This window comes from Actinophytocola xinjiangensis, from assembly GCF_001921215.1.
Classification (GTDB): domain Bacteria; phylum Actinomycetota; class Actinomycetes; order Mycobacteriales; family Pseudonocardiaceae; genus Actinophytocola; species Actinophytocola xinjiangensis.
Window position 1 is genome coordinate 43971 of record NZ_MSIF01000042.1, and the last position, 11747, is coordinate 55717.

Below are 11747 nucleotides of genomic sequence, written 5' to 3' on the forward strand. Positions count from 1 at the left end.
CAGGGACGTACGGGTGATGAGACCTGCGCCGGACGCCGGGTGACCCGCCGGCTGCCTACTCTCGACCCGTGCGGCGGTTCAGTCTGTGGATGAAGGCTCATCCGTTCTTCGGTGACAGCGTGGTCGCCGGCCTGATCGTGCTGGTGGACCTGCTCCTCAACATGACCCGCGAGTTCACCGACGAGGCCGGGCAGACCCACCCCTGGTACGTCACCGTGCCGCTGATCCTGCTCGCCGTCGCGCCGCTGGTCTTCCGCCGCCGGTACCCGGTCGCCGTGGCCTACGCGGTGCTCGCCGCCAGCATCCCGCACGCCCTGCTCGAACTGGGCCTGGCCAGCGCCTTCACCACCTGCATCTCGCTGTACACGCTGGTCGCCTACGTCGGGCGGCGGCAGGCGCTGCTGTACGTGGTGGCCAACGCGGTGGTCACCGGCATCCAGACGCCGCTGCAGGTGGACGACCGCGCCAACGTCGTGGCGATGCTGATCGTGGTGGCGCTGATGCTGGCGCTGTGCTGGGTGCTCGGCGAGTTCGTCGGGGCGCGCCGGGCCTACCACGAGGAGGTGGAGCGGCGGCTGTCCCTGCTGGAGGTCGAGCGCGACCACCAGGCGCGGATGGCGGTGAACGCCGAGCGTGCCCGGATCGCCCGGGAACTGCACGACGTGGTCGCGCATGCGGTGAGCGTGATGGTGGTGCAGGCCGACGGCGCGGCCTACGCCGTGCACACCAAGCCGGAGCTGGCCGAACGCGCGGTGAAGACGATCTCGGACACCGGCCGGGAGGCGCTCACCGAGCTGCGCCGGCTGCTGGGGCTGCTGCGCGACGAGGACGCCGCCGGGGAGCTGACCCCGCAGCCGGGCGCCCAGTCGCTGGCCGAGCTCGCCGAACGGGTGCGCGAGGTGGGGCTGCCGGTGCGGCTGGAGATCGTCGGCGGGGTCGACGACCTGCCGGCCGGCATCGGCCTGGGGATCTACCGGATCGTGCAGGAGGCGTTGACGAACTCGCTCAAACACGCCGGTCAGGGCACCCACGCGCGGGTGCGCGTGGTGCGCACGGCCGACCACGTCGAGCTGGACGTCTCCGACGACGGCCGGCACGCGATCCGCACGCTGCTGGGGGTGGCCGGCGGCAACGGGCTGATCGGCATGCGGGAACGGGCGCTGGTGTTCGGCGGGACGCTGGAGGCCGGGCCGGGACCGGGCGGCGGCTGGCAGGTCCGCGCACGCCTCCCGCTGCTCACCGAGTGAGGCGCTACGTTGACCTATGTGATCAGGGTGGTGCTCGTCGACGACCAGGAGCTGATGCGGTTCGGCTTCCGCATGGTGCTCGACGCGCAGGAGGACATGGACATCGTCGGTGAGGCGGGCAACGGCGCGCAGGCCGTCGCGCTGGCCGAGTCGCTGCGCCCGGACGTGGTGCTGATGGACGTGCGGATGCCGGTGCTCGACGGGGTCGAGGCCACCAAGCAGATCACCGAGGCCGGGTTCGCGAAGGTGCTGGTGATGACCACCTTCGACCTCGACGAGTACGCGCTTTCCGCGCTGCGCAACGGGGCCAGCGGTTTCCTGCTCAAGGACACGCCGCCGGCGCACCTGGTCTCGGCGCTGCGCTCGGTCGCCTCGGGCGACGCCGTCGTCTCACCGAGCGTGACCCGACGGTTGCTCGACCGGTTCCTCGGTTCGGCCGGCGGTCAGCTGCGGGACGCGGCGGTGCTCGACGTGCTGACCGAGCGGGAGCGCGAGGTGCTGCTGCTGATGGCGCAGGGCCTGTCCAACACCGAGATCGCGAGGAAGCTCTTCCTGTCCGAGGCGACGGTGAAGACCCACGTCGGCCGCGTGCTGTCCAAACTGGACCTGCGGGACCGGGTGCAGGCCGTGGTCCTGGCGTACGAGACCGGTCTGGTCCGCCCCGGCGAGCACTGAGCGGCGCCACCGGGCGAAACCCCGATCGCACCGGGGTTCGGTTCAGGGTCGACCTCAGGGTCGTAACGGATTCCACCAGCCTCTGGGTTGATGGAAGCTACCTCCAGATGTTGACCCGAAGTGGCGACCACAGGTGGACGTGCGGGGGCACCCACCGGCGCCAGGATGTTGGACCAGTGGGGATCACGACCAAGACGTTCAGGGAGAGACCATGATTGAGGCAGTCGGCCTCAGCAAGCACTACGGGAAGACGGTCGCGGTCGACGACCTGTCGTTCACCGTCCGATCGGGTCGGGTCACGGGGTTCCTCGGCCCGAACGGCGCCGGCAAGTCGACCACGATGCGGATGATCCTCGGTCTGGACGCGCCGACCGCCGGCACCGTCCGCATCGACGGCAAGCGCTACCGCGAACTGCACCAGCCGCTGCGCACGGTCGGCGCGCTGCTCGACGCGAAGTGGGTGCACCCCAACCGTTCCGCCAGGGCGCACCTGCACTGGCTGGCCCGCTCCAACAAGATCTCGACCTCGCGGGTGGACGAGGTGCTGGAGATCGTCGGGCTGACCGGGGTGGCCAACCGGCGGGCCGGCGGGTTCTCGCTGGGCATGTCCCAGCGGCTGGGGATCGCCGCCGCGCTGCTCGGTGACCCGCAGGTGCTGCTGTTCGACGAGCCGGTGAACGGGCTGGACCCGGAGGGGATCCTGTGGATCCGCCGGTTCATGCACCGGCTGGCCGACGAGGGCCGCACGGTGTTCGTCTCCAGCCACCTGCTCTCGGAGATGGCGTTGACCGCGCAGGAGCTGGTGGTGATCGGCCGGGGGAAGCTGATCGCCCAGTGCAGCACCGACGAGTTCGTCGCCCAGGCGACGGAGAGCACGGTGACCGTGCGCAGCCCGCAGGCCGACCTGCTCGGCTCGGCGCTGCGCGACCAGGGTGGCGCGGTCCGCGCCGAGAACGGCCACCTCGTCGTGTCCGGTGTGGACATCACGGAGATCGGGGAACTGGCCGCCGCCAAGGGAATCGTCTTACACGAGCTGAGCCCGCAGCGCGGTTCGCTCGAGGAGGCCTTCATCCAGCTCACCGGCGACTCGGTGGAGTACCACGCCGCCGTCGGTGACCAGACCGCAGCCGCCGCGTCGGGCGCCGACCTGATGACCGCGGGGAAGTGACGACATGACTCTGCTCGCCGTTGAACGAATCAAGCTGTTCACCACGCGTTCGCCGATGTGGTGCACGCTGGCCGCGCTCGCGGTCACCATCGGGTTCGCCGCGCTGATCGCCGCCGTGGACACCGAGAACCTGCCGACGATCGCCTCGACCCAGTTCGGCTACAGCTTCGGGCTGGTCGTGATCATGGTGATGGCCGCGCTGGCGATCACCACCGAGTACCGCTTCGGCACGATCCGGGCGACCTTCCAGGCGGTGCCCAACCGGTCGGCCGTGCTGCTGGCCAAGACCGGCGTGGTGGCGGCGTTCGCCGCGGTCATCGGTCTGGTGGCCGCGTTCGGTTCGGTCGGCATCGCCAAGCTCATCGAGTCGCGGGCCGACCTGGGCATCAACTCCGCCTTCGAGTGGCGGGCCACCGCCGGGGTCAGCCTGGTGTTCGCGGTGGCCGCGGTGATCGCGGTGGCCGTCGGCATCCTGGTGCGGCACTCGGCCGGCGCGGTGTCGCTGGTGCTGATCTACAGCCAGCTGGTGGAGAGCCTGGTCACGCTGATCCCGAACGTCGGGGACGACATCCAGAGGTGGATGCCCTTCTACGTGGCCAACAAGTTCCTCACCGGGGACCCGGACCTGACCAACCGGCCGATCGCCGAGGGCCCGCCGCCGTCGCTCTCGACGCTGAGCCCGTGGTGGGCGCTGGCCTACTTCGCCGGGTTCGCGCTGGTCCTGCTGGTGATCGCGCTGTTCACCGCCAACAAGCGGGACGCCTAGGAACCGACGCCGCGAATCGCGGTGCGGGTGTGGGGACACCCGGACCACCGGGGCGCGGCAGCCTGGGGGACGAGCCCGGGTCACCTTTCGGGGGGTGGCCCGGGCTCTTCGTACGTGCGCCATCCGGGTGGTCCGGCAGCCCGGAAGGTAACGCTGTGTCGACGTTGGCCGATAGGCGAGGTGGGATGGGGCCGGGTTTTTACACCAATCAGTCCGATTAAGACCATGTTAAGCCACTGTGAGCCTGACCACACCAAGCGGACAGACCGGGCGTGGCCGGGTTCCATCGTGGTGAGAGCGATTCCCCAGTGCCCCCAACTACATATTCGAGGGTGTCCTTGGAGGTGGACTTGTGACGGTGGTTGACACCGGCCCGTTTCCCGAAGCCACCGCGTCAGCGGCGGCGGTCGAGCAACGTCGCTCGTCGATCCCGTCCCCAGCGTCGGAAGCCGAACCGGACTCCCAGACGCGGCCACCGGAGCCGCCGGAGTCCCTGGCCCCGGCTCCCCGGTCGGCCGTACGGGTGGAGCCCCTGATCGGCCTGGAGTGGTCCCAGGCCATCGAGATGTGGGGTGCCGAGGACGCGACGACCCCGGCCGAGGCCCGCCGGGCGTGGCTGCACCGCGCGCCGGAGTCCCAGGTCCTGACGCTGTACCGGAGCATCCGCCAGGCCGACCCGCGCGCCCCGGCGCCGTGGTGGCTGCGGGCGCTGGCCGAGGGCTCACTGGCCTCCCGGACCGAGGGGTTCGCCGTCGAGGACCGGGTCGCCAAGCTGCTGTCCACCCGCTCCGGCTGGGTGTTCGTGCCGTGGGCGACCGAGGGCTCCTCCGGGTACTGGGAGTACGTGCCCTCCGAACGCAAGCTGTTCGAGCCGGGCATGCCCACGACGCTGATCCTCACCGACCGCCACCCCGGCTGGATCGACGTGCTGCGGGTGCACGCCGGGCAGACCCCGGACCCGGTGGCCGTCGCCGGCCTCGCGGACCTGCGGGCCAACCTCGCCCGGTTCGAGTCGATGGGACCCGCCTAGGCTTTTCCGGTGCCATCACCCGATCTCGCCGGCCGCCGCACGGTGGTCAGCTTCGTCAACCGCGGCGGCCGGATGACCGTCGGCCAGGCTCGCGCCTGGGAGCGTCACTGGTCAACGCTGGGCCGGGAGGTGAACGCGCTGCCGCCCGGCCCGGTGGACTTCACCGGCTGGTTCGGCCGCCCGGCCCCGGTGCTGCTGGAGATCGGCTCGGGGATGGGTGAGACGACCGCGCAGCTGGCCAAGGCGGCGCCGGAGCTGAACTACGTGGCGGTCGAGGTGTACCCGCCGGGGCTCGCGCAGCTGATGATGCGCGCGGAGACGATGGGCATCGAGAACCTGCGGCTGCTGCGCGGGGACGCGGTGGTGCTGCTGGAGGAGCACGTCGAGCCGGGTTCGCTGCACGCGGTGCGGATCTTCTACCCGGACCCGTGGCCGAAGAAGAAGCACCACAAGCGGCGCCTGGTCGACCGGGAGTTCGTCGCGCTGCTGGCGACCCGGCTGGCGCCCGGTGGGCGGGTGCACCTGGCGACGGACTGGGAGAACTACGCCGAGCAGATGCTCGACGTGCTCACCGCGGAGCCGCTGCTGGCCAACGTGTACGCCGGTGAGCCGGGCGGCTGGGCGCCCCGGCCGTCGTGGCGTCCGCTGACGAAGTTCGAGAGCCGGGCCGAGGTCGAGGGCCGGATCAGCCGGGACCTCATCTTCGAACGTCGCTGATGTCTGATTTGTTGTAGTTTTCCTGTCCGTACGCCTAGAATCCTGGTTGTGCGATCAGGAAATCAGTCAGGCGACCAAACACGCTCGTTCATCGAGCAGGCCCGGCGTGCCCAGATCATGCACGCGGCCGTCGAGACCATCGCCGAACTGGGCTTCGCCAAGGCGAGCCTGGTGCGCATCGCCGGCCGGGCCGGGATCAGCCCCGGCCTGATCTCCTACCACTTCGCCGGCAAGGACGAGCTGATCGAACGGGTCGTCACCGAGACCGTCACCGAGATCGGCGCGGCCATGCAGCGGCGGGTCGGCGACGCCGACACCTACCTCGACACCCTGCGCGCCCTGATCAGCGGCTTCGTGCTCTTCTGCGCCGAGAACCGCACCCGGATGTACGCCCTGCGCGAGATCGAGACCAACGGCGGCCCCGCCCCCGCCTCGGACACCGTCGGCGAACTGACCGGCCTGCTCGCCGACGGCCAACGCGACGGCGAGTTCCGCGAGTTCGACCCTCGGCTGATGGCCGTCACCATCGACGCCGCGCTGCACGCGGTCCCCGGACAGCTCTACACCCGGTCCGACCTGGACCCCGCCCACTACGCCGAGGAGCTGGCGGAGACGTTCGCCCAGGCCGTGCGAAGGAGGAGGAAATGGCTGACCTGACCGAGGTCCTCACCCCGCCCCGGCACCGCGTCGAACGCCGCGCGATGGGCTGGTGGGCGCTGCGCACGGCGGCGACGACGGCGGTGGCCGGCGGGGTGCTGTTGGCCGGCTACCTGCTGATCACCCCGTGGCGGCCGTGGACCGGCCCGGCGCTGCTGGTGGTGCTCGGCCTTGGCCTCGCGCACCTGCTGGTGACCCCGCCGTGGCGCTACGCGGTGCACCGCTGGGAGGTCACCGACGAGGCGGTCTACGTGCGCACCGGCTGGTTCGTCCGCGAGTGGCGGATCGCGCCGCTGTCGCGGGTCCAGACGGTGGACACCGTGCGTGGGCCGGTGCAGCAGGCGCTGGGCCTGGCCACCGTCACCGTCACCACCGCCTCGGCCGCCGGCCCGGTCACGCTGGTCGGGCTCGACCAGCACACCGCACGCCGGGTGGCCGGGGAACTGTCCGCGATCACCGCGCGGACCAGGGGCGATGCCACGTGAGCGGCTGGGCGCGGCTGGACCCCCGGGTCATCTGGGTCGACCTGGCGCGGATGGCGCTCTCGCTGGTGCCGCTGTTCGCCACGACCGTCCTGTTCGGCGGCGAGCTGACCGGCTCGGTGCTGTGGCCGGCGGCGATCATCGCCGTGACCGGTGTCCTCGCCTCGGTCGGCGACCTGCTGCGCTGGGTGAAGACCCGCTACCGGATCACCGACGAACTGCTGGAGGTGCGCACCGGGCTGCTGGTCCGCTCACACCGCACGATCCGCCGCGACCGCATCCGCAGCGTCGAGGCCACCGCGAAGCTGCGCCACCGGCTGGCCGGCCTGCGGGTGGTCACCATCCGGGCCGGCGACCGCACCGCCACCGGCGAGGTCGCCTCGCTGCGCCTGGACGCGGTGTCCGCGCCGACCGCCGAGGAACTCCAGACCGAGCTGCCGGCCGGGTCCCGCACCGCGACTCCCGCCGCCGGCCAGGTCCCGGGCGAGACCGTGCTGGCCACGTTCCGCTGGCAGTGGCTGCCCTACAACGCGTTCACCGTCTGGGCGTTGCTGAGCGCGGCCGGGCTGGGCTGGGGCGCGCACTGGCTGGGCGGCATGGTCGGCCTCGACCTGTTCGGGTCGGTCCTGGAGGCGGCGCGACGCTCGCCGCTGCCGCTGGCCCCGACGATCACCCTCGCCGTGCTGATCGCCGGGGCGCTGGGCGTGGTCGCGGTCGGCGTGGCGTTCGTCGCCGAGCAGTGGCAGTTCCGCCTGGTCCGGGCGGACACCCCGACCGGGACGGTGCTGCGCACCAGCCACGGCCTGTTCCGCACCCGCCGGGTCGACCGCGACGACGGGCGGCTGCGCGGCGTGGAGCTGCGCCGGCCGCTGCTGTGGCGGTGGACCACGGCCACCGAGACGTCGGTGGTGTCCACGGGCCTGGGCGCCGCCGGGATGCTGGCCGGCGGCGCCACCGTGCTGCCCAAGGCCCCGGCGGCCGACGCGCGCCGGGTGGCCGAACAGATCCTCGGCGACCCCGCCCCGCTGCGCGCCCCGCTCACCCGGCACCCGCTCGCGGCGCTGCGCCGGCGGCTGGGCTGGGCGGTGGCGCTGGGCGCCGCGCTCACCGGCCTGGCCTGGTGGCTCGGCCGCGTCACCGCGCTGCCCGAACGGCTGTGGCTGGCCGGGGGCGTGCTGGTGCCGGTCGCGCTCGGGCTGGCGCTGCTGGCCTACCGCTCGCTGGGCCACGCGCTGGTCGGCCCGCACCTGGTGACCAGCGCCGGGCTCAACCGCACCACGGTGGTGCTGCGCCGGGGCGCGGTGATCGGGGTGACCTTGCGGCAGTCGGTGTTGCAGCGGCGGCTCGGGCTGGTGACCCTGCGGGCCACGACCGCCGCCGGGCAGGGCTCCTACGCCGCCCCCGACCTGGCCACCGCCGACGGCGTGGCGCTGGCCGACGCCACCGTGCCGGGACTGCTCACCCCGTATCGCGCGGTGCCCGCCACGGTCGGTGGTGTCCTGGCCGCCGACGTCACACGATGAGGTAATTGAGCCCGCCGCAAGCGGGACCGATACCCAGCACGTGACCGCACCCTGCGATGAGGCCACGACCTCCCCACCCATCCTGACCCGCCCGCGCCCCCGCTCCGTCTACGACCAGGCCCAGGACTTCCTGCGCGCCTTCCACCAGGCCAGACCCCGGGCCGGTGAGGTGAGCGCCCGGCTGGCGGGTGCCCGCACCGAGATCGCGGCCACCGGCACCTACCGGCACACCCCCGCCGAGCTGGCCTTCGGCACCCGATCGGCGCTGCGCGACAGCGGCTGGTGCCCGGCCGGTGTGCCGTGGCGCGAGTTGCTGGTGCGCGACCTGCGGGGGATCACCAGCAGTACCGAGGTCGCCGTGCAGTGCGGCCAGCACCTGCGGATGTCCACCAACGGCGGGCGGGTGCGGCCGGTGGTCAGCGTGTTCGCCCCGGACACCCCGGCCAGCCCCGGCCCGCGCATCCACAACGACCAGCTGGTCCGCTACGCCGGCTACGCCCAGGACGGCCAGGTGCTCGGCGACCGGCGCTACGTCGACCTGACCACCGCCGCGTGCCGCCTCGGCTGGCGCCCGCCGGCCGGGCGCGGCGCCTTCGACCTGCTGCCGCTGGTGATCGAGGCGCCCCACGACGGCCTGTCGCTGCACCAGCTGCCCCGGGACCTGGTGTGCGAGGTGCCGCTGGAGCACCCGGAGCTGCCGTGGTTCGTCGAGCTCGGGCTGCGCTGGCACGCGGTGCCGGTGATCAGCAACCACCGGCTGGTCATCGGCGGCGTCACCTACCCGGCCGCGCCCTACAACGGGGTCTACATCTGCCAGGCGATCGGCGAGGACGTCCTGGGCGACGCCTACGGCCTGGCCGGGCGGATCGCCGCACGGCTGGGCCTGGACGTGACCTCCGAGCGGACGCTGTGGCGGGCCCGCGCGGCGCTGGAGCTCAACCGGGCGGTGGTGCACTCGTTCGACGCGGCCGGCGTGCGGATCGAACACTCGGTGGACGGCTTCCTACCACCGGTGAACGCAAACGGCGGTCCCGCGTTCGTGGCCTGGGACGACACAGCGTCAACGTGATGACCTGGCAGTATCGCGTCATGCGTTCTCCCCTGCGCCTGCGCGCCCCGATCGTGTTGCCCTGTGACCCCGCGTGCACGGTTCTGCGGGACGCCGTGGTCGACGTGGACGCCGAGGGCCGGATCGCCTGGTGCGGCCCGTTCGCCGACGCCCCGGACAGCGCCGCGCCGGTCCGCTCACTGCCGGGGATCCTGCTGCCCGGCCTGGTCAACACCCACGCGCACAGCCCGATGACCGTGCTGCGCGGAATGGGCGGCGACCTGCCGCTGCTGCGCTGGCTGCGGGAGATCATCTGGCCGGCCGAGGCGAAGCTGACCCCGGCCGACATCGAGGCGGGAATGGCGCTGGGCTCGGTGGAGATGCTGCGCGGCGGCATCACCACCAGCGTCGAGCAGTACTTCCAGACCGAGCACGTGGTCCGCGCGCTGGGCGCGACCGGGCAACGCGCGATCGTCGGCCCGGCGATCGTGGACACCCCCGGCCACAACTGGCGCGCCCAACTGGACGAGATCAGCGCGCGGATCGACGTCGACGGCCGGTTCACCGGCAAGGACGACCGGATCGAGATCGCCTACGGCCCGCACTCGGCCTACACCCTGCCCCCGCACGCGCTGACGCTGGTCGGCGAGGCGGCCAGGGCCCGCTCGGCGCTGGTCCTGGTGCACGTCGCCGAGTCGGCGCAGGAGGACGTGGTCCAGCGCGAGCGCCACGGCTCGGTGCCCGCGATGCTGGCCGAGGTCGGCCTCTACGGCGGCCGCGTGCTGGCCGCACACGCGGTGCACCTGTCCGACGAGGACATCGCGGTGTTCGCCGAGCACGGCGTCGGGGTCGCGCACTGCCCCGGCTCCAACGCCAAACTGGCCTCCGGGGTCGCCCGGCTGGCCGACCTGCGCGCGGCCGGCGTCGCCGTCGGCCTGGGCACCGACGGCCCCGCCAGCAACGACGACCTCGACCTGTGGGAGGAGATGCGACTGGCGGCACTGTTCGCCAGGATCGCGGCCGCCGACTCGTCGGCCCTGGTCGCCGCCGACACCCTGCTGCTGGCCACCCGAGGCGGCGCGACGGCCATCGGCCGCGACGACATCGGCGCCCTGGAGGCCGGCCGCTGGGCCGACCTGATCCACGTCGACGTGGACGACCCGGCGTTCACCGCCGGCCTGTCCGTCTCCGACGAACACCTGCTGGCCAACCTGGTCTGGGCCGCCGGCACCCGACTGGTGCGCGACGTGTGGGTGGCCGGCGACCAGGTGATCGCCGACCGCGAACCGACCCAGGTCGACCGGGCGAAGGTCCAGGCCGCGGCCGGCGCGGTGACCCGCCGACTGATCCGCTAGGCCCGAATTCGGGCGTCCCCGCGTCCACGGAGACCGACGGAAGCCAACGAAGCGCCCAGCGACGCGGTGGCGCGAGACCCAGCGGAGGAACTCGGTAGCGAGTTGCGCTCGATCGTGCGGCTCGCGCGGTGGACGCGAACAGCCCTGGTGACCGCGACTGACGCGGTCGTCGCTAGGCCCTCGGGCGGATGACGACCTCGTGCACCTGGGCGTCGGCCGGGGTGGTGATGGCGGCGTGGACGGCGCCGGCCACCGACTCCGGGGTCAGGTAGCGCGTCGGCTCGAAATCGCCCTGTTCGAACTCGCGGACCTCGCGCTGCATGTCGGTGGTGGTGCGGCCGGGGTGTACGGAGGTGACCCGCAGGTCGGGTTCCTCGGCGCGGAGCACGTCGGCGAAGGCGCGCAGCGCGAACTTGGTCGTCGCGTAGGCGCCCCAGCGGGGGGAGGCCTTGAGTCCGGCGCCGGAGTTGATCAGCACGACGTGTCCGCCGGCGGTGCGTAGCGCCGGCAGCAGCCGGCGGGTCAGTTCGGCCACCGCCACCACGTTGACCTCGTAGGACTCCCGCCAGGCCGACGCCGGCAGGTCGGCGACCGCGCCCAGACGGACGATGCCGGCCGAGTGCACCAGCACGTCGAGCCGGTCGATGCCGGCGGTCGCGGCCGCCACCGCCGACTCGTCGGTCAACTCCACCGGCCAAGGCTGGGCGCTGGGGAAGCCGGCGGCCAGGTCGGCCAGCCGGGCCTCGTCCCGCCCACCGAGGAGCAGGTCATGGGTGTCGGCCAGGGCGGTGGCGATCGCCGCGCCGATGCCTCGAGACGCGCCGGTGACCAGCGCTGTAGGACGGTCGCTCATGGCAACACCGTAGGGAGAGGGCCGCGCCCACGCAGAGCGCGGCCCTCCGAAACAGCGTGCGCCGACAGACCCCAGTCCACATCCCCCACCCTCACCGGGGGCACCCCTCAGCGCCATTTTATCCGGTGGTGGTGGTTGGGAGGGCCTCACGCGTTGACTCATCAAAAATGCCCGGGAAGGTGAGTCGTTGCCTCACGAAAGGATGCCCGCGTAGCGGCGTGGCATC

Annotated in this window: 12 protein-coding genes; 11 read left to right on the forward strand and 1 reads right to left on the reverse strand. The window is 72.5% G+C overall.

Features of this window, described 5'->3' with window-relative positions; genetic code table 11:
• Window positions 1-89 precede the first annotated feature (89 nt).
• The 11 genes from BLA60_RS40420 to BLA60_RS40470 all read left to right on the forward strand — a co-directional run bounded on the left by BLA60_RS40420 (window position 90) and on the right by BLA60_RS40470 (window position 10668).
• A complete protein-coding gene (locus BLA60_RS40420; protein WP_075138406.1) occupies window positions 90-1247 on the forward strand; it encodes a sensor histidine kinase in 1158 nt (385 codons plus the stop codon).
• 18 nt (window positions 1248-1265) lie between these two features.
• The gene (locus BLA60_RS40425) at window positions 1266-1922 is read left to right on the forward strand and encodes a response regulator (protein ID WP_075138396.1); all 657 of its coding nucleotides are present in this window, start codon (window positions 1266-1268) and stop codon (window positions 1920-1922) included.
• 211 nt (window positions 1923-2133) lie between these two features.
• Entirely contained in the window at window positions 2134-3090 is a 957-nt protein-coding gene (locus BLA60_RS40430) for an ABC transporter ATP-binding protein (RefSeq protein ID WP_075138397.1), read from the forward strand.
• Window positions 3091-3094: 4 nt separating this feature from the next.
• Window positions 3095-3856, forward strand: coding sequence for an ABC transporter permease (locus BLA60_RS40435; RefSeq protein ID WP_075138398.1), 762 nt, complete (start codon window positions 3095-3097; stop codon window positions 3854-3856).
• A gap of 493 nt (window positions 3857-4349) precedes the next feature.
• Window positions 4350-4886 (forward strand): hypothetical protein, encoded by a 537-nt coding sequence (locus BLA60_RS40440; RefSeq protein ID WP_075138407.1) that lies wholly within the window; start codon window positions 4350-4352, stop codon window positions 4884-4886.
• 72 nt (window positions 4887-4958) lie between these two features.
• Complete coding sequence (trmB, locus tag BLA60_RS40445; protein WP_154814958.1) at window positions 4959-5603, forward strand: tRNA (guanosine(46)-N7)-methyltransferase TrmB; 645 nt, start codon at window positions 4959-4961, stop codon at window positions 5601-5603.
• A gap of 48 nt (window positions 5604-5651) precedes the next feature.
• The gene (locus BLA60_RS40450) at window positions 5652-6260 is read left to right on the forward strand and encodes a TetR/AcrR family transcriptional regulator (protein WP_075138399.1); all 609 of its coding nucleotides are present in this window, start codon (window positions 5652-5654) and stop codon (window positions 6258-6260) included.
• Window positions 6248-6745 (forward strand): PH domain-containing protein, encoded by a 498-nt coding sequence (locus BLA60_RS40455; RefSeq protein WP_075138400.1) that lies wholly within the window; start codon window positions 6248-6250, stop codon window positions 6743-6745. The genes BLA60_RS40450 and BLA60_RS40455 overlap by 13 nt, the downstream gene beginning before the upstream one ends.
• The gene (locus BLA60_RS40460) at window positions 6742-8265 is read left to right on the forward strand and encodes a PH domain-containing protein (protein ID WP_075138401.1); all 1524 of its coding nucleotides are present in this window, start codon (window positions 6742-6744) and stop codon (window positions 8263-8265) included. Before BLA60_RS40455 ends, BLA60_RS40460 begins: the two co-directional genes overlap by 4 nt.
• Window positions 8266-8305: 40 nt before the next feature.
• Window positions 8306-9334 carry a nitric oxide synthase oxygenase gene (locus BLA60_RS40465; RefSeq protein WP_075138402.1) on the forward strand — a complete coding sequence of 343 codons (1029 nt, stop codon included), beginning with the start codon at window positions 8306-8308 and terminating at the stop codon, window positions 9332-9334.
• Between the two features lie 20 nt (window positions 9335-9354).
• Entirely contained in the window at window positions 9355-10668 is a 1314-nt protein-coding gene (locus BLA60_RS40470) for an amidohydrolase family protein (protein ID WP_075138409.1), read from the forward strand.
• A gap of 172 nt (window positions 10669-10840) precedes the next feature.
• On the opposite strand, the gene BLA60_RS40475 is transcribed toward BLA60_RS40470, so the two are convergent.
• Window positions 10841-11521 carry an SDR family oxidoreductase gene (locus BLA60_RS40475; protein ID WP_075138403.1) on the reverse strand — a complete coding sequence of 227 codons (681 nt, stop codon included), beginning with the start codon at window positions 11519-11521 and terminating at the stop codon, window positions 10841-10843.
• Window positions 11522-11747: the final 226 nt, after the last annotated feature.